Below are 16,672 nucleotides of genomic sequence, written 5' to 3' on the forward strand. Positions count from 1 at the left end.
ATAACGCGGCTCCCCGCAATCGACATAGAGCGGCCTTGCAGGACATTTCCTGGGTATGCATGGCGGGCAGGCGTGTAAGCGCTTGGCCGTTTCGGCCCCGATCCGTGTTAATCTCCATATGCCCTCCGCTGAGGGCCGAGAGACACGAGGAGCGATCACGATGGCCTATGACCACAGGTCCAACGACCCCCGGGACCTGGACGCCCAAGACCTCGCCGAAATGACCCGCGCCTTCCTGGCGAAGGGCGGGAACATTGTCCAATGCCCGCCGGGCGCTTCCGAAAACGTGGTGTATCGCAAGGGCGGCTTCCGCCGTCGCAATCCCAACGACGCGAAGCCGGCCGGGGAGAAGCCGGCCGACACGACCGCCGCCGCTCCGGCGGCACCCGAATCGAAAGCCGGCTGATCCGCTTCAGCGTTTATCCGTTCAGCGTTTGACGGCAAGACGGGCAGGGGGAACGGGCGGAGCGAACTTCGCCCGGTCCTCCTCGTCCAGCATGCCCATCATCACCTTGCGGAATCCCTCCACCGCTTCCGCCCCCGCCATGCGATAGGCGCGGGCGATGCGCTGACGCTGGGTTTCGGACAGCTGGCGTTCCAGTTCCACTCCCTTTTCCGTCAGCTCCAGCAAGCGCTGCCGCCGGTCGCGGGCGCCGGTCTGCTGGTCGATGAAACCCTGGCGCACCAGTTCGCCCAGCACGCGCGACAGGCTCTGCTTGGTGATCTTCAGAATCGCCAGCAGTTCCGACACCGTAATCTTGGGATAACGGCCGACGAAGTAGATCACGCGGTGATGCGCGCGGCCGAAGCCGATCTCCGCCAGAATTTCGTCCGGTTCGGCGGTAAATTCGCGGTAGGCGTAGAAAAGCAGCTCCATCCCGGTGCGGAGTTCCTCCTCGCGGAGGAAGAGCTGGTTCACGCCCGCTTTAAGGTCAGCCATGGCGACGCGATTGGTTCGATTTGTTCTAATTAGGACAGCAACTCAGACATAAACAATCGTGCGCCCGGTTACAAGGATAAGCTCGTTCCCGCAAACGGCTTTTCCTCCGCGCCTCAGGCGCTGCCGATCAGGATGCCGGTGCCGAAAACCAGCAGCCCGCCGACCACCACCTGGAAGGCGGCGGACAGCAGTGGCGTGTCCATGTAGCGGTTGCGGATCCAGGCGATGACGGCCAGTTCAACCGCCACCACGGCGATGGCGATGGCAGTCGCCGTCCAGAAATGCGGGATCAGGTAGGGCAGGGCGTGGCCCAGCCCGCCCAGCGTGGTCATGGCGCCGCAGACCAGCCCGCGCAGCCATGGGCTGCCACGCCCGGTCAGCGACCCGTTGTCGGACAGTGCCTCGGCGAAGCCCATCGAGATGCCGGCGCCGATGGAGGCGGCGAGGCCGACCAGGAAGGTTTCGTGGCTGTCCTGGGTGGCGAAGGCGGCAGCGAACAGCGGGGCGAGGGTAGACACCGAGCCGTCCATCAGCCCGGCTAGCCCCGGTTGCACGACCTGAAGGAGGAACAGGCGGCGTTCCGATTCGTGCTCCTGTTCCCGCACCTTTGGCGAGACGTATTTCGCCTCCAGCCGTTCGGCCTTGGCCTCGTGCCGCCGCTCCTCCTCGGCCAGATCGCCCAGAAGCTGGCGGATGGCGGCGTCCTGCGACCTCTCCGCAGCGCGGTTGTAGAAGCGCTTGGTTTCCGCCTCCATCAGTTCGGCCTGCCGGCGCACGGTGTCGAGCCCGAGCGGTCGGGTCAGCCAGACAGGCTTGCGCTCTACGAAGCCTTTCACGTCCTGGCGGCGGATCAGCGGGATATGGTCGCCGAATCGTGACTGGAACAGTTCCAGCAGGCGGTGCCGGTGCCCGCTTTCCTCCGATGCCATGGCGCGGAACAGCTTCGCCGTGTCGGGGTAATTGTCGGTAAGGCCGTGGGCGAACTCGTCATAGATGCGGTTGTCCTCCTCCTCCAGGGCAATGGCGAGTGCCAGCAGCTCCTTTTCCGTCAGGTCCGAGAAGTTCTTCATGGGGGCCAAGCCTTCGCCGCGTCTGGATGGTGCGTTGCGAATGATCCTATTCCGTATGGGGGCATCTTCAACATGGCACTTCGTCTGATGAGGCTCCGCCGTGGGGCTGCTACAAGATGTCTCTTATGGTAGCCGGCGGCCGATGCGCCGGTCGGGTGAGTGGAAATTCCGCGGCGGGCTTGCTATGGGCTTGGGTTACGAGAGGCCAAGAACGTTCCACAAGTTCCCATATAAAGCCGAGACAAGAAGGAAACGACCATGACCGCCAACCGGAAGCTGATCGCCGGAAACTGGAAGATGAACGGGTTGAAGGCCGACGGGCTGGATCTCGCCTCCGACCTCGCCGGGCGGCTGAAGGGCGCCGGACCGGTCGCCTTCGACATGCTGGTCTGCCCGCCCTTCCCGCTGCTGTTCCTGGTGGGTGAGGCGATCGCCGACAGCCCGTTGGCGCTGGGTGGCCAGGATTGCGCGCCGAAGACCTCCGGCGCCCACACCGGTGACGTGGCGCCGACGATGCTGAAGGACGCCGGCTGCCGTTTCGTCATCCTGGGCCACTCGGAGCGCCGCGCCGACCATGGCGAGAGCGACGCCGTGGTGAACGCCAAGGCGGTTGCCGCTCACAAGGAAGGCCTCGTCGCCATCATCTGTGTCGGCGAGACCGAGGCGCAACGCGACACCGGCCAAGCCAACACCGTGGTGTCGGGCCAACTTGCCGGCTCCATTCCCGCGGGCGCGACGGCCGGGAACACCGTCATCGCCTATGAGCCGGTCTGGGCGATCGGCACCGGCAAGACCGCGACTCCGGACGACGTGAAGGCGATGCACGCCCATATCCGCGCCGAGCTGGAGGGCAAGATCGCCGAATCCGCGAAGGTCCGTATCCTCTATGGCGGTTCGGTCAAGCCGAACAACGCGGCGGAGCTGATGGTGGTGGAGAATGTCGACGGCGCGCTGGTCGGCGGTGCGTCGCTGAAGGCTGACGATTTCTGGGCCATCGCGACCGCCTGCCGTTGATGCCGGCCTTCCCAAGCGGCATGGCGCCCATCGGTGTCAGCCATGCCGCCAACGGATATGGCATAGGTATTTTGGCGCTGGCATATCGCGCCATGGCGCGGTACAAACAGTGGGCGCGCGCCACGGGCCCTTGAGACGGCCTGTGGCGCGCTATTCGATTTTTGGGATGGTGTGGGGTGAGCATCGCATGGAATCGGTGATTCTGGTCATTCACCTGCTGATCGCCGTCGGGCTGGTCGGTGTGATCCTGATCCAGCGGTCGGAAGGCGGCGGGCTCGGTATCGGCGGCGGCACCATGGGCGGCATGATGAGCACCCGTGGCACGGCCAACCTGCTGACGCGGACCACCGGCATTCTGGCGGGCTGTTTCTTCGCAACCAGCATCGTGTTGGCGATCCTGGCCGGCGGCCATTCGCGCCCGGCGTCGATCATCGACACGCTGCCGGCGGCTCCGACGGCCCCGGCCCAGCCGACCGCTCCGGCACAACCCGCGCCGCCGGTGTCCCAGTAACGGGGACAACTCCCAGCGCACGGGTACGAAGCGGACAGCGAGGCGGCCTCCCCGAAGCCGCCTCTTTCTTTTGAGGGTCGAATGCGGCGTGACGTCGCTGCGGCTCTCCGGGGACTGGAACATTCGCCCCCCAACGGGGACATGGCACATCCGTCCCCTTCGGGGACATGGAACAGCTCTCAAGCTCTTCGGACGGACATGACTCGCTACATCTTCATCACCGGTGGCGTCGTTTCTTCGCTGGGCAAAGGTCTGGCATCGGCGGCGCTTGGGGCGCTTCTCCAGGCGCGCGGCTACAAGGTGCGGCTGCGCAAGCTGGACCCGTACCTGAACGTCGATCCCGGCACGATGAGCCCCTATCAGCACGGCGAGGTCTTCGTGACCGACGACGGGGCCGAGACGGACCTTGACCTGGGCCATTACGAGCGCTTCACCGGCGTGTCGGCCCGCAAGGGCGACAACATCACCACCGGACGCATCTATTCCACCGTGATCGCGAAGGAACGTCGCGGCGACTACCTGGGCGGCACCGTCCAGGTCATTCCGCACATCACCGACGAGATCAAGGAGTTCATCCGCGCCGACGCGACCGATGAGGACTTCGTCCTGATCGAGATCGGCGGCACGGTGGGCGATATCGAGTCGCTGCCCTTCCTGGAGGCGATCCGCCAGTTCGGCAACGAAGTCGGCCAGGAGAATGTCCTCTACATTCACCTGACGCTGCTGCCCTACATCCCGACCGCAGGCGAGCTGAAGACCAAGCCGACCCAGCATTCGGTGAAGGAATTGCTGAGCGTCGGAATCCAGGCCAACATCCTGCTGTGCCGCGCCGACCGCCCGATTCCGGAGAACGAGCGCAAGAAGATCGCGCTGTTCTGCAACATCCGTCCGGAGCGGGTGATTGCGGCGCTGGACGTCGAGTCGATCTATCAGGTGCCGATCAGCTACCACGAGGAAGGCTTCGACACCCAGGTCCTGAACTATTTCGGCCTGCCGACCGACAAGGAGCCGGACCTGTCGCGCTGGACCCGCATCATGGAGCGGGTGCGCAAGCCGCAGGGCGAGGTTACCATCGCGGTGGTCGGCAAGTACATCAGCCTGCTCGACAGCTACAAGTCGCTGGCCGAGGCGCTGACCCACGGCGGCATCGCCAACAACGTCAAGGTCAACCTCGACTGGATCGATTCGGAAATCTTCGAGGACGATGATGCGGCGGTGAAGCGGCTGGAGAATGTCCATGGCATCCTGGTGCCGGGCGGCTTCGGTTCGCGCGGTACGGAAGGCAAGATCCGGGCGGCGCAGTTCGCGCGTGAACGTAAGGTCCCCTATTTCGGCATCTGCTTCGGCATGCAGATGGCGGTGATCGAAGCCGCCCGCAACATGGCGAAGATCGAGGATGCCGGTTCTACCGAACTGGGCAAGCCGGGCAATCCGGTCGTCGGCCTGATGACCGAATGGATGCGCGGCAACACGCTGGAGCGTCGCGCCGAGGTCGGCGACCTGGGCGGCACCATGCGGCTCGGCGCCTATCCGGCCAAGCTGCTGGACGGCAGCAAGGTCGCCGAGGTCTACGGCACCACCGACATCTCCGAACGGCACCGTCACCGCTATGAGGTGAATGTATACTACAAGGAACGTCTGGAGCGCTGCGGCATGAAGTTCAGCGGCCTGTCGCCCGACGGGGAACTGCCGGAGATCGTGGAGATCCCCGATCATCCCTGGTTCATCGGCGTGCAGTTCCACCCGGAACTGAAGTCCAAACCCTTTGAGCCGCACCCGCTGTTCACCGCCTTCATCAAGGCAGCGATCGACCAGAGCCGACTGGTCTGAGGAATCGGGAGGTGAATTCAACCTCCCGCATAGGAAGCCGTTCATGGAAGCCCCGCCCCCAAAAAGGTGGGGCTTTTTCATTTCCAGTACATTCCCCTTACGTCAACTTCCTTGCGTGCTGGATACCTGTATGCCACGATCCTCAGAAAATCGCATAACCAAACAATCGGATCGGGGAAGGACCATGAATCGCGTCAGGATCGCTGCGCTTGCCACTTGCCTCACCACACTCGCCTCGGTCCCGGCCGGCGCGGCGGATTATTCCTCCACCATCTTCTTCGGCGACAGCCTGACCGACAGCGGCGCGTTCCAGTCGTTGCTGCCGGTCGGTGGCAAGTTCACAACCAATCCCGGTCCGGTGTGGTCGGAGAATCTTGCCGGTGCGCTCGGCACCTCGGCCACCACGGCGGCGCGGGGCGGCACCGATTATGCGGTCGGCGGTGCGCGGGTGAACACCTCGGTCGGCGTTCCGGCAACCGGTCCGACGGCGCTGGCCCCAAGCGTGGCAACACAGATCTCCGGCTACTTGGCCTCCACCGGCGGGCGGGCCGATCCGAACGCGCTCTATACCGTCTGGGGCGGTGCCAACGACATCTTCGCCGCACTCAACACCCCCTCCACCGCACAGGCGACGGTAACCCAGGCGGCGACCGATCTGGTGACCCAGGTGGCGCGGCTGCGCGCCGCTGGCGCCCGCACCATACTGGTTCCGACGGTGCCGGACATCGGATCGACACCGTTCGGGCTGGCGCAGGGCGCCACGGCTGCGGCGCAGATCACGCAGCTGGTCAGCGGCTACAACCAGCTGGTCACGCTGGGGCTGGCGAATGCCGGCATCTCGGTCATTCCGATCGACACCTATTCCCTTCTGCGGGCGGCGGTGGCCAACCCCACGGCCTTCGGCTTCACCAACGTGACCGGCACCGCCTGCACCACCAGCAGTTCGCTGCTCTGCACCTCCGGGACATTGGTGGCGCCGAACGCGGCGCAGAGCTACCTGTTCGCCGATGGCGTCCACCCGACCACGGCCGGGCACCGCGCGGTGTCGGACTTCGTGCTGAACGCGCTGACCGCCCCCGGCAATGTGGCGCAGCTTGCCGAATCGCCGATCCACACCCGTGACCGGCTGACGTCCACCATCCTGGCTCAGGCGGCGAGCAGCCTGTGGAGTCGCAAGCCCGGCACCAGCGGTGCCTGGATCAGCGGCGGGGTTGGCCGGCTGACCAGTGACCGCACCGGCGACCCCGGTGCTGGCGGACAGGCGGAGGTACGCGGCACGCCGCTGTCGGTCAGCGTCGGCATCGACAAGCGCTTCACCGAGAACCTCCTGCTGGGCGTGGCCGGCACGGTGTCGCATTACCGTGGCAGCTTCTCCACCGGCGGCGATTACAAGCAGCGGGAATATGTGCTGAGCGGCTACGGCGTCTACCGCATGGGCGGCGCCTTCGTGAACGGCGTCGGGTCCATCGGCTTCACCGATTACGACCTGCGGCGCGGCGTGACCATCAACGGCACCGACCATTCGACCGGCGGCAACACCGAGGGCATCAACGCGTCCATCGGTGCCGAGGGCGGCTATGAGTTCATGACCGGCGGGCTGACCCATGGTCCGGTGCTGGGCCTGCGCTATCAGCATGTTGAGGTGGAGGGGTTCAGCGAGGACAACAGCCTGTTCGGCTTCACCTACCGCTCGCAGACCCGCAATTCGCTGGTCGGCAGCATCGGCTATCAGGCCTCCTATGATTTCGGCGGTGTCCTACCTTATGCCAAGGTGACACTGAACCGGGAGTTCAAGGACGACCAGCGGAACATCACGGTGGAAAGCCGCAGCATCTCCACACTGGCCTACGACGTGGCGGTGGCGAAACCTGATCGCAGCTATGTCGACCTGACGGCCGGTGCCTCCTTCAAGCTGGCGGAGTCGGTGACCGGCACGCTGGGCCTGAATGCCCGGCTGGGTGAGGAAAATCGCCGTGATTACGGCGGCTTCGTTGGCGTCAGCGTCGGTTTCTGACGAAAGGCGGGGTGACCGGGGGCAAGTCCACTCCATATCAGGGGCGGATTTGCCAACGGGAGGTTAAGAGCGCTATGTCCGAAGTGATGATTGATGCCGCCGACGGCGGCCGCTTTTCCGCTTATGTCGCCAAGCCCACGGTAACCCCGGCGGGTGGATTGGTGGTGATCCAGGAGATCTTCGGCGTCAATCCGGTGATGCGCGAGCAGTGCGACTGGTACGCCGCGCAGGGCTTCCTGGTGGTATGCCCCGACCTGTTCTGGCGCCAGCAGCCCGGCGTGCAACTGACCGACAAGACGCAGGAGGAGTGGAACCAGGCCTTCGCGCTGTTGAACGGCATGGATCAGGACAAGGCCATCGAGGATCTGAGGGCGGCGCTGGCCTGGGTGCGCGGGCAGGACGGCTGCACCGGCAAGGCCGGAACCGTCGGCTACTGCCTGGGCGGCCGGCTGGCCTTCATGATGGCGACGCGGTCCGATGCCGAGGCCAATGTCGGCTATTACGGCGTCGGACTGGAGGGGCTGCTGGGTGAGGCCGACAAGATCGCCAAGCCCCTGATGCTGCACATCGCCGAGAACGACAAATTCTCCAGCCCCGACAAGCGCGATGCGGTGGTGGCCGGGGTGAAGGACAACGAATGGGTGACCGCCAAAGTTTATCCGGGCATGGACCACGCCTTCGCCCGGCCGGGCGGCGAGCATTACGACCGGGACGCGGCCGACGAGGCGAACCGGCTGACGGTGGAGTTCTTCCGGACACATCTGGGGTGAGGGAAGAAGGGCGTCGCTTCAGGCAGAATGAATACTGCAAGGACTTCGAACGACGCCGGGACATCCGGGTGGGCTTCAAAATCGCAGAGAACCGATGAGTCCACAGGCTGTTAAGCGGGGTTGCCCGGAATGAGCCGCGTGTGGCCCGAACCGGACAAATCCGCGGACACTGTGTTTTTCAGAATCTCCGAGCTCCGCCATCGGTGGGCGGAGTTCGGAATTTCTGCTTGGGCTCCGTGGCCCAGCCCGAAAACGCCTACGCCCTTTTTGCTCCCGCCATCACGCATGACCGTGGGCTATGCATGCGGTGGCGCGGTCATGCCATTCCGAGCGGTTTGCATGATAAGCGAATTTCAACAAAAAAAAGCGGTTTGGAGCCAAAATACAATAAGTGTATCTCTTATATAGTTTTACAATTTTTCATCTTAAGTAAGGCCGGATATGCGTATATATTGATTTGCGTTGAGAGTAAAATATCTCTCTGAAATAGCAGGAGGCGTGATATGGCAGCCAATCCGGCACTTGTTCCTATTTCCGGAAACTTTGTGACGACTCACACAGCCAATGTAGGAAAGTTTAACGTAACGGCAGATGTTATCGTTTCTGCAACAATACCTGTTGGAGATGGCGACTTCTCTTCAGGTATTACCATTAACCTGGGAGGAGAAATCGATACAGCTCTGGGAAAGCAGGTTCTCTCGGTGGTGACGAGTTCGCTGTCTTCTGCCAGTCCAACCGGAACCATTTCCTCCGATAAGGTGTTCGGCTACTATTTTACTGTTTCATTGACTTATACGGCGCCGGGCGATGATGCGCCGGGTAGCCTTGAGCTCAATTCGGTGACCATTTGCCACGACGTTCAAGGCACTGTGACCACGGTGTGGAGCCAAGAGTTTGACACGGTTGTGCTCTCTTGGACGTCGGCCGGAAATGTTGTTATGTGATAAACATCAATATCTACGTGGTTTTCTTAACTGAAAAAGATAATTTACCTGATTCGGCCGGAAAACAGGAAAACTTCCGATGTTTTCAATAAAATCCGGCCGAACTTTAAAAAATTTCAAGTGGAAATTTTTTTTAAACAAAATTCTTCATACGAAATGAATAGATAGGCAGAATAAGTATGGTGAAAATTTGATCCCTAGTAAAATTCTAACACATGTCCCCCGGTTCCATGCTGACAGGGCATGGTTGAGTAGAGGCGGCTTTGCCGGTGGCCGTGAAGGGCGGGAACGAAAAGGGATGGGGAAGGAGCGTGCCGCAACAGCCCCGAACAGCGCTCGGCTTTCGGCACGTTGCCCAGCATTGACGTCCCATGCGTTGACCATTCAGGCATTTAGTGGGATGCAAGGGACTGCGGGCGCCCTCTCGCCCGTTTTCGTTCCGGAGCACTCCAATGACCACGCCGCGCACCGTCCAGATCGGCGACCTGTCGATCGCCAACGACCGTCCTTTCGTCCTGATCGCCGGCCCCTGCCAGATGGAAAGCCGCGACCATGCGATGGAGACCGCGTCCGCGCTGGTGGAGATGACCCGCGCGCTGGGCATGGGGCTGATCTACAAGTCCAGTTTCGACAAGGCCAACCGCACCTCGATCACAACTGCGCGCGGCCTGGGCATGGACAAGGCGCTGCCGATCTTCGCGGAAATCCGCGAGCGGTTCGGCTGCCCGGTCATCACCGACGTGCATGAATCGACCCAGTGCGCCCCGGTCGCCGAGGCGGTGGACGTGCTGCAGATTCCCGCCTTCCTCTGCCGCCAGACCGACCTGCTGATCGCCGCCGCCGAAACCGGCCGCGCGGTGAACGTCAAGAAGGGCCAGTTCCTGGCACCGTGGGACATGAAGAACGTCGCCGCCAAGCTGGTTGCGTCGGGCAACGAGCGCGTCCTGCTGTGCGAGCGTGGCGCCAGCTTCGGCTACAACACGCTGGTGTCGGACATGCGGTCCCTGCCGATCATGGCGGAGACCGGCTTCCCGGTCGTGTTCGACGCCACCCACTCGGTCCAGCAGCCGGGCGGGCAGGGCACCACCTCGGGCGGCCAGCGGGAGTTCGTCCCGGTTCTGGCCCGTGCCGCCATCGCGGTCGGCGTCGCCGCCGTCTTCATGGAGACGCATGAAAACCCGGACTGCGCCCCCAGCGACGGCCCCAACATGGTGCCGCTGAAGGACATGCCGGCGCTGTTGGCGAAGCTCCAGGCCTTCGACCGTCTGGCGAAGTCCTAAACAGGCTTAATTTGGCTGGGGCGGGGCGCCGTGCTTCACTGACGCCTCTCCCGTATCCACGGGTCGAATCAGCCTTCGGGGACGAGCATGATGGTCGGTCGGAGTTTTCGGGGTGTTGTCGCGACGCTCCTGCTGCTGGTGGTCGCCTTCCCGGCGCTGGCGCTGGAGAGTTTCCAGAAGTCCAAGCTGACCATCGAGACAACGGGCGGCGGCAAGTTCCGCTTCGACGTCGAACTGGCGCTGACCCCCGGCCAGCAGGCCCAGGGGCTGATGTTCCGCCAATCGATGGCGGCCGATGCTGGAATGCTGTTCGTCTATGACCGGGTGCAACCGGCCAGCTTCTGGATGAAGAACACGCTGATCCCGCTGGACATGCTGTTCATCGCCGCCGATGGCCGCATCGTGAACATTCACGAGCGTGCCGTGCCGGAATCGCTGGACTCGGTCAACTCCGACGGGCCGGTGAAGGCAATCCTGGAACTGAACGGTGGCATGGCCTCGCGGCTCGGCATCCGTCCCGGCGACCGGGTGGTCTCGCCGGACATCGCCAAGCCTTGAGGCGCCAAAACCCTGTCGTTGAAAGAGGGCTCGCAGCCCATGACTTTCGCGTAAACTCCCCCAGATTCATCGCGCGGGTGGCGCGGTGCGGAGGGGCGCGATGGGCAGGCGGGTGGCGATCTTTCTCGGACTGGCGCTCAGCGCTGCGGCCGGACTGTCCGCCTATGTCGTGCTGGCGCGGGCGGAGCCGGGACCGGCCTATCGCTTGGCGCGGGTCGAACAGGGTCCGCTGGTCAGCGCCATCACCGCCACCGGCACCATGAGCGCCCTGGTGACGGTCGAGGTCAGTTCCCAACTGTCCGGCCAGATCGCCGAGCTTTATGCCGATTTCAACAGCCGTGTCACCAGCGGGCAGATCCTCGCCCGGCTGAATGGCGACCAGCTTGCCGCGCGGCTGGCCCAGGCCGGCGCCGATGTCGATTCGGCCAAGGCATCGCTGATCCAGCAGCAGGCGCTGCTCGACAAGGCGCGGGCCGATCTTGCCAATGCCAAGGCCAGCATCGCCAATGCCGACGCCCAGATCGTCCGCGCCGACCTCGCCCAGCGCGATGCGGAGCGCGACCTGCGGCGGCGACGCGATCTGCAGGGCCGCGGCGTGGTCGCCGCCGCCGATCTTGAGAAGGCGGAGACTGCAGCCCACAGCGCCCAGGCCCAGTTGATCGCCGCCCGCGCGCAGAAGCGGCAGGCGGAGGCGGCGGAGGCATCCGCCGACGCTTCGCTGGCGGTTGCCGCTGCCCAGGTGGAGGTCGCCCGTGCCCAGGTGGCCCAGCGGGAGGCCGCCCTGCAGTTGGTCCGCGTCGATTTGAACCGTTCCGTCATCCGATCGCCCATCGACGGCGTGGTGGTGAACCGTGCGGTGAGCACCGGCCAGACGGTGGCGGCCAGCCTGTCGGCCCCCACCCTGTTCACCATCGCCCAGGATCTGCGGCAGATGGAGGTACTGGCCAACATCGACGAGGCTGACATCGGCCGGGTGCGCGAAGGCATGCCGGTGCGCTTCACCGTCAATGCCTTCCCCGGCGACAGCTTCGCCGGCCGGGTGGCGCAGGTGCGGCTGGCGCCGAAGGAGGACCAGACCGTCGTCACCTACATCGTCGTCATCACGGTGGAGAATCCGGAACTGCGGCTTCTGCCCGGCATGACGGCCAACTTGCGGATCACCGTGGATGAGCGGCCGGCGGCGGTGAAGCTTCCCAATGCCGCTCTGCGCTTCCGCCCACCGGGTGTGGAAGGGGCTGCCGATGCCCCGACCCCGACCACCGGTGGCCTGAACGGCGGGCGGGGAGCTGCGGCGCTGGAGGCGGCGGCCAAGCGGGTGATGGACGGACTGAAACTGGACGAGACGAGGCGGCGCGACATCGCCGCCCTGGTCGCCGAGGCCCGGGAACGCTTCATCGCGCTGGATGCGGAAGGCGGCGATCCTGAACGCCGCCGGGTGGAGGCCAATGCCATTCGCACCGCGACACTGGAGCGGATCGCCGGGCTGATCGAGCCGGCACAGCGCGACCGCTTCGACTCGCTGGTCGATCCCGGCCGAGCGATCGAAGCGACACGAACCGTCTGGGTGCCTGGCTCCGGCAATGGGAGTCCTGTCGGCGTAGCGGTGCGCCTCGGTATCGGCGACGGCAGCTTCACGGAAGTGGTGGCGGGCGACCTGCGGGCGGGGCAGGAGGTCATCACCGGCATCCTCGCCCCCGACCGCGACAGCCACCGGGGGCCGCGCCTTGGTTTCTGAACCGGCTCATTCCCTGATAACGGTCGAACGGCTCACCCGCCATTACCGCATGGGGCCGCAGATCGTCCATGCGCTCGACGACGTTTCCGTCACCGTCCGCCCTGGCGAGTTTGTCGCGGTGATGGGGCCGTCGGGGTCGGGAAAATCCACCTTCATGAACCTGCTAGGCTGTCTGGACCGTCCCGATTCCGGGCGGTACTGGTTGGACGGGCAGGAGGTTGCCGGCCTGTCCTCCGACGCGCTGGCGGCGGTGCGGAACCGCAGCATCGGCTTCGTCTTCCAGTCCTTCAACCTGCTGCCGCGCCAGTCCGCACTCGACAACGTCATGCTGCCGATGGTCTATGCCGGCGTCAGCCATGCCCAGCGTATCGAGCGGGCGTTGGCCGCGCTCGACGCGGTGGGGCTGCTGGAACGCGCAGGTCACCGGCCGACCCAGCTCTCCGGTGGGCAGCAGCAGCGCGTCGCCATCGCCCGCGCGCTGGTCAACGACCCGCTGTTGCTGCTGGCCGACGAACCGACCGGCGCGCTCGACACCGCCACCAGCCTGGAGATCATCGGTCTGTTCCAGCGGCTGAACCGGCGCGGCATCACGATCGTCCTGGTGACGCACGAACCGGAGGTGGCACGCTTCGCGTCCCGTGTCCTGCACTTCCGCGACGGCCGCCTGATCGATGACCTGAGCCAGGATGCGGAGGTCGCGGCATGACCGCCTGGGATGCGCTGCGCGCCGCGCTCGATTCGCTGCGGGCCAACCCGTTGCGCAGTGCGCTGACCATGCTGGGCATCGTCATCGGCGTTGCTGCGGTGATCGCCATGGTGGCGGTCGGGGCCGGCGCGCGCGAGCAGGTGCTGCGTCAGATCGCCAGCCTGGGCACCAACCTGATCATGGTCGGGCAGGGCAGCATCGTCCGCGGCGGGGTGAAGCTGGGCGCCGGCACCGCCTCCTCCCTGACGGAGGACGACGCGCTGGCGGTGCTGTCGGAAATCCCCGGCGTGGTGGTGACGGCGCCATCGGTGCGCTGGGGATTACAGATCGTCGCAGGCAACCAGAACTGGGGCACCGTGCTGTTCGGCATCACCCCCGACTATATGGATGCCCGCGACTGGAGCATTGCGGCCGGGCACGGCCTGTCGGACGTGGATGTGGCGCAGGCCAACAAGGTGGTCGTGCTGGGGCAGACGGTGGTGCGCAACCTGTTCGGCGGCGGCGATCCGATCGGGGAGCCGGTGCGGGTGTTCTCCACCCCGCTGACCGTCGTCGGCGTGCTGGCGGAGAAGGGGCAGAACACCCAGGGGCAGGACCAGGACGACGTCATCTTCGTGCCGCTGTCCACCGCCAAGCGCAACATCCCGGGTATGGCGAAGAGCAACCCGCGCTTCATCCACACCATGGTGGTGAAGATGCGTGACGGCGCCGACATGGCCGACGCCCAGGCCCAGATCCGTGACCTGCTGCGTCAGCGCCACCGGCTGATTCCTGGCCAGGACGACGATTTCTGGATGCGCGACCTGTCGGAGGTGTCGGCGACCCGCGATGCCTCCTCCCGTGCCCTGTCCTTCCTGCTGGCCGCCGTCGCGGCGGTCTCTCTGCTGGTCGGCGGTATCGGCATCATGAACATCATGCTGGTTTCGGTGACCGAGCGCACACGGGAGATCGGCCTGCGGCTCGCCATCGGGGCGCGGCGGCGCGACATCCTGGTGCAGTTCTTGATCGAATCGACCACCCTGTCGCTGATCGGCGCTGCGGTGGGGGTCGCGCTGGGTATCGGCACCGCTATGGGGGTCGCGGAACTGGCTGGATGGCCGACGCTGATCCAGATCGACTCGGTGGTTTTGGCGGTGGTGGTCAGTGGCCTGATCGGTGTGTTCTTCGGCCTTTACCCCGCCCGCCGCGCGGCCCGCCTCAACCCCATCGAGGCGCTGCGGCACGAATAGCTGCAAGGTCCGCGTCCCGATCGCCCGCCAGCACGATCAACCGTGCATCGCTGCGCGCCAGCCGCAGCGCCAGCTGCCCGACCCACGCCACTTCCTGCGGGATCGCCAGCAGCGTTGGCTGCCGTTCCGACACCACGCGGGCCAGCGCCAGAGCGGAGGTCGCGGCATGGCGCTTGGCGAGGTCGATCTGCCCGATGGCCGGGTCCAGGGTCGCGCGCAGCGGTCCTCCGCCCATCGGCGCCACCACGTCCACCGCCACGCCGGCGTGCAGCACCCCGTGGGCGAGATCGACGGCGGCACGCCGGTCGGGCCGGTCGGCAAGGTCGGGCAGGAAGAGGGCGATGGAGAGCGGGGCAGGGGTGAGGGATGGCAACGAAACGGATCCGGAACGGTGTTGAACACAGGCTGTTGAGCGACCGAACGCCGCACAATCGACCAGCGCGGCAGGCGGGATGGCGAAAGTCCGCGAAAACGGTGCGCCGTCCGCTTGCCGTGGGCGTGGCGTTCGTGTATCTCACAACGCGGCGACGGGGCGTAGCGCAGTCTGGTCAGCGCGCCAGTTTTGGGTACTGGAGGCCCCCGGTTCGAATCCGGGCGCCCCGACCATCGCCAGGGGACAAAACCGCGTCCAAGCCATAGGTGCCAGGACGCAACTGTAGGCATTTGAGGAGACGAGCGAGCCATGAACGTCCGGATCTATCAGCCGAGCAAGACGGCCATGCAATCCGGCCGGGCCAAGACTCACCGTTGGATGCTGGATTACGAGATCGAGACTCCGCGCCGTCCGGAACCGCTGATGGGCTGGACCAGTTCCGGCGACACGCTGAACCAGGTGCGCCTGTCCTTCGAGACGAAGGAAGAGGCGATCGCCTTCGCCGAGCGTGAAGGCTGGAACTACACCGTTCAGGAAGCTCCGGTCCGTCGCGTCCGTCCGCGCAACTATGCCGACAATTTCCGCACCGACCGTCCGCGCTTCTGATCGCTTTCGTTTCTGATTGCGAAGAGTGCGCTCAACCGGGACAAGGCCCCATAGCTCAGTTGGATAGAGCAGCCGCCTTCTAAGCGGCAGGTCGCTGGTTCGAATCCAGCTGGGGTCGCCATCTCGGCCAAGCCGGTACACAACAAGGAAGAGCCCCGCTTCAGCGGGGCTTTTTTCATTCATCCGTGGGCACCGGCCGACGATGCGAAAGCGTGCCCGGAACCGTGCCCCAGATACAAAAAGGGGCCGCGGAAGCGACCCCTTGAAGAAGGCTAAAACCTTGAATTGGTTTGGTGATCCGGGTGGGATTCGAACCCACGGCCACATGATTAAAAGTCACGTGCTCTACCGACTGAGCTACCGGATCATCCTTTCGCGGCGGTGCAAAACTGGCGCCCGCCGGAAGTGGGCGCACCATAGAAAGACGCGCATGAAAGGTCAACCATGGGCTTGATGGAAAACGCAGGATTTTGTCATCAAGCCCACAGTCGCACAGATCAGGTCTGGCTGGTTGTTGGAGCTGTGCCGTTGCCGGCCTCCAGTGCGAAGCGCTCGGCCAGCCGTTCGGCGACGCGGGCGGAGACGAAATGGCGGATGTCGCCGCCCAGACGTCCGATTTCCTTGACGAATCGCGAGGAGATGAACTGGTGCTTCTCCGACGACATCAGGAAGATCGTCTCGACCTTCGGGTTCAGCCGCGCGTTCATGCCCGCCATCTGGAACTCATATTCGAAGTCCGAGACGGCCCGCAGACCGCGGATGATGACGCGGGCGTTCATCTCGATGGCGAAATGCATCAGCAGATTGTCGAACGCCCGCACCTCGATGCTGGCCCCGCCGGCATTCAGCGCGGCCACATCCTCGCGAACCATGGCGACCCGCTCGTCCGTGGAGTAGAGCGGGCCTTTGCCGGCATTCCTGGCGACGCCGATGATCAGGTGGTCGACCTGACGGGCAGCGCGCTGGATGATGTCCATGTGACCGTTGGTGATCGGATCGAAGGTGCCGGGATAGACACCGATTCGACGACCCTTGCTGGTCTCGGCCTTGCTGGTCTCGGTCTGGCTGGTCGCCATGGGTTCCCCTTTAGGC

General features: G+C 64.7%; 17 protein-coding genes and 3 tRNA genes. 15 read left to right on the top strand and 5 right to left on the bottom strand.

The genetic code is table 11. The features are described 5' to 3' along the window. Nucleotides 1-160: 160 nt before the first annotated feature. Nucleotides 161-406, top strand: a complete 246-nt coding sequence (locus tag J2848_RS03295) for a hypothetical protein (protein WP_246194126.1) — start codon at nt 161-163, stop codon at nt 404-406. A 21-nt stretch (nt 407-427) separates the two neighbouring features. On the opposite strand, the gene J2848_RS03300 is transcribed toward J2848_RS03295, so the two are convergent. Together J2848_RS03300 and mbfA are read right to left on the bottom strand one after the other, a co-directional pair. Further along, entirely contained in the window at nt 428-940 is a 513-nt protein-coding gene (locus J2848_RS03300; RefSeq protein ID WP_098739700.1) for a MarR family winged helix-turn-helix transcriptional regulator, read from the bottom strand. Nucleotides 941-1,053: 113 nt separating this feature from the next. Further along, nucleotides 1,054-2,010, bottom strand: a complete 957-nt coding sequence (gene mbfA, locus J2848_RS03305; protein WP_149233615.1) for an iron exporter MbfA — start codon at nt 2,008-2,010, stop codon at nt 1,054-1,056. Nucleotides 2,011-2,268: 258 nt separating this feature from the next. On the opposite strand from mbfA, the gene tpiA reads away from it, so the two are divergent. The 11 genes from tpiA to J2848_RS03360 all read left to right on the top strand — a co-directional run bounded on the left by tpiA (nt 2,269) and on the right by J2848_RS03360 (nt 14,601). Continuing rightward, on the top strand, nt 2,269-3,024 hold the full coding sequence (gene tpiA / locus J2848_RS03310) for a triose-phosphate isomerase (protein ID WP_149233614.1): 756 nt from the start codon (nt 2,269-2,271) through the stop codon (nt 3,022-3,024). A 187-nt stretch (nt 3,025-3,211) separates the two neighbouring features. Then, nucleotides 3,212-3,535, top strand: a complete 324-nt coding sequence (gene secG, locus J2848_RS03315) for a preprotein translocase subunit SecG (RefSeq protein WP_149233613.1) — start codon at nt 3,212-3,214, stop codon at nt 3,533-3,535. A gap of 198 nt (nt 3,536-3,733) precedes the next feature. After that, complete coding sequence (pyrG, locus tag J2848_RS03320; protein WP_149233612.1) at nt 3,734-5,365, top strand: CTP synthase; 1,632 nt, start codon at nt 3,734-3,736, stop codon at nt 5,363-5,365. A gap of 184 nt (nt 5,366-5,549) precedes the next feature. Beyond that, nucleotides 5,550-7,379: an autotransporter domain-containing protein gene (locus J2848_RS03325; protein WP_170307165.1), complete on the top strand. Its 1,830-nt coding sequence runs from the start codon at nt 5,550-5,552 to the stop codon at nt 7,377-7,379. A gap of 74 nt (nt 7,380-7,453) precedes the next feature. Beyond that, on the top strand, nt 7,454-8,149 hold the full coding sequence (locus J2848_RS03330) for a dienelactone hydrolase family protein (RefSeq protein WP_149233610.1): 696 nt from the start codon (nt 7,454-7,456) through the stop codon (nt 8,147-8,149). 503 nt (nt 8,150-8,652) lie between these two features. After that, on the top strand, nt 8,653-9,093 hold the full coding sequence (locus tag J2848_RS03335) for a hypothetical protein (RefSeq protein WP_149233609.1): 441 nt from the start codon (nt 8,653-8,655) through the stop codon (nt 9,091-9,093). Nucleotides 9,094-9,545: 452 nt separating this feature from the next. Next, on the top strand, nt 9,546-10,373 hold the full coding sequence (gene kdsA, locus J2848_RS03340) for a 3-deoxy-8-phosphooctulonate synthase (RefSeq protein ID WP_149233608.1): 828 nt from the start codon (nt 9,546-9,548) through the stop codon (nt 10,371-10,373). 87 nt (nt 10,374-10,460) lie between these two features. Beyond that, entirely contained in the window at nt 10,461-10,931 is a 471-nt protein-coding gene (locus J2848_RS03345) for a DUF192 domain-containing protein (RefSeq protein WP_318604834.1), read from the top strand. Between the two features lie 100 nt (nt 10,932-11,031). Beyond that, entirely contained in the window at nt 11,032-12,666 is a 1,635-nt protein-coding gene (locus tag J2848_RS03350; RefSeq protein ID WP_149233607.1) for an efflux RND transporter periplasmic adaptor subunit, read from the top strand. Then, nucleotides 12,656-13,372, top strand: a complete 717-nt coding sequence (locus tag J2848_RS03355) for an ABC transporter ATP-binding protein (protein ID WP_281288636.1) — start codon at nt 12,656-12,658, stop codon at nt 13,370-13,372. Before J2848_RS03350 ends, J2848_RS03355 begins: the two co-directional genes overlap by 11 nt. Beyond that, entirely contained in the window at nt 13,369-14,601 is a 1,233-nt protein-coding gene (locus J2848_RS03360) for an ABC transporter permease (protein WP_149233606.1), read from the top strand. Before J2848_RS03355 ends, J2848_RS03360 begins: the two co-directional genes overlap by 4 nt. Here J2848_RS03360 and J2848_RS03365 read toward each other — a convergent pair. After that, nucleotides 14,570-14,974: a hypothetical protein gene (locus J2848_RS03365; protein WP_149233605.1), complete on the bottom strand. Its 405-nt coding sequence runs from the start codon at nt 14,972-14,974 to the stop codon at nt 14,570-14,572. The two genes, J2848_RS03360 and J2848_RS03365, sit on opposite strands and share 32 nt — an antisense overlap. Before the next feature lie 155 nt (nt 14,975-15,129). Here J2848_RS03365 and J2848_RS03370 point away from each other — a divergent pair. From J2848_RS03370 to J2848_RS03380, 3 genes are all read left to right on the top strand, one after another. Further along, nucleotides 15,130-15,207 (top strand) — tRNA-Pro (locus J2848_RS03370). Nucleotides 15,208-15,283: 76 nt separating this feature from the next. Next, nucleotides 15,284-15,580 carry an ETC complex I subunit gene (locus J2848_RS03375; RefSeq protein ID WP_014247573.1) on the top strand — a complete coding sequence of 99 codons (297 nt, stop codon included), beginning with the start codon at nt 15,284-15,286 and terminating at the stop codon, nt 15,578-15,580. A 44-nt stretch (nt 15,581-15,624) separates the two neighbouring features. Next, nucleotides 15,625-15,701, top strand: a tRNA-Arg gene (locus J2848_RS03380). Between the two features lie 170 nt (nt 15,702-15,871). Here J2848_RS03380 and J2848_RS03385 read toward each other — a convergent pair. Both J2848_RS03385 and coaD read right to left on the bottom strand, forming a co-directional pair. Beyond that, nucleotides 15,872-15,947: transfer RNA gene (locus tag J2848_RS03385), tRNA-Lys, on the bottom strand. 130 nt (nt 15,948-16,077) lie between these two features. Beyond that, entirely contained in the window at nt 16,078-16,656 is a 579-nt protein-coding gene (coaD, locus tag J2848_RS03390; protein ID WP_149233604.1) for a pantetheine-phosphate adenylyltransferase, read from the bottom strand. Between the last annotated feature and the right edge of the window lie 16 nt (nt 16,657-16,672).

Source organism: Azospirillum lipoferum (assembly GCF_024170005.1).
Lineage (GTDB): Bacteria > Pseudomonadota > Alphaproteobacteria > Azospirillales > Azospirillaceae > Azospirillum > Azospirillum lipoferum.

Excerpts from the sequence above, each read along its gene's own strand:
- J2848_RS03360 (WP_149233606.1), top strand. The coding sequence starts at position 13,369 with ATGACCGCCTGGGATGCGCTGCGCGCCGCGCTCGATTCGCTGCGGGCC.
- pyrG (WP_149233612.1), top strand. The coding sequence starts at position 3,734 with ATGACTCGCTACATCTTCATCACCGGTGGCGTCGTTTCTTCGCTGGGC.
- J2848_RS03325 (WP_170307165.1), top strand. The coding sequence starts at position 5,550 with ATGAATCGCGTCAGGATCGCTGCGCTTGCCACTTGCCTCACCACACTC.
- tpiA (WP_149233614.1), top strand. The coding sequence starts at position 2,269 with ATGACCGCCAACCGGAAGCTGATCGCCGGAAACTGGAAGATGAACGGG.
- J2848_RS03295 (WP_246194126.1), top strand. The coding sequence starts at position 161 with ATGGCCTATGACCACAGGTCCAACGACCCCCGGGACCTGGACGCCCAA.
- secG (WP_149233613.1), top strand. The coding sequence starts at position 3,212 with ATGGAATCGGTGATTCTGGTCATTCACCTGCTGATCGCCGTCGGGCTG.
- J2848_RS03350 (WP_149233607.1), top strand. The coding sequence starts at position 11,032 with ATGGGCAGGCGGGTGGCGATCTTTCTCGGACTGGCGCTCAGCGCTGCG.
- mbfA (WP_149233615.1), bottom strand. The coding sequence starts at position 2,010 with ATGAAGAACTTCTCGGACCTGACGGAAAAGGAGCTGCTGGCACTCGCC.
- J2848_RS03345 (WP_318604834.1), top strand. The coding sequence starts at position 10,461 with ATGATGGTCGGTCGGAGTTTTCGGGGTGTTGTCGCGACGCTCCTGCTG.
- J2848_RS03375 (WP_014247573.1), top strand. The coding sequence starts at position 15,284 with ATGAACGTCCGGATCTATCAGCCGAGCAAGACGGCCATGCAATCCGGC.
- coaD (WP_149233604.1), bottom strand. The coding sequence starts at position 16,656 with ATGGCGACCAGCCAGACCGAGACCAGCAAGGCCGAGACCAGCAAGGGT.
- kdsA (WP_149233608.1), top strand. The coding sequence starts at position 9,546 with ATGACCACGCCGCGCACCGTCCAGATCGGCGACCTGTCGATCGCCAAC.
- J2848_RS03335 (WP_149233609.1), top strand. The coding sequence starts at position 8,653 with ATGGCAGCCAATCCGGCACTTGTTCCTATTTCCGGAAACTTTGTGACG.
- J2848_RS03300 (WP_098739700.1), bottom strand. The coding sequence starts at position 940 with ATGGCTGACCTTAAAGCGGGCGTGAACCAGCTCTTCCTCCGCGAGGAG.
- J2848_RS03330 (WP_149233610.1), top strand. The coding sequence starts at position 7,454 with ATGTCCGAAGTGATGATTGATGCCGCCGACGGCGGCCGCTTTTCCGCT.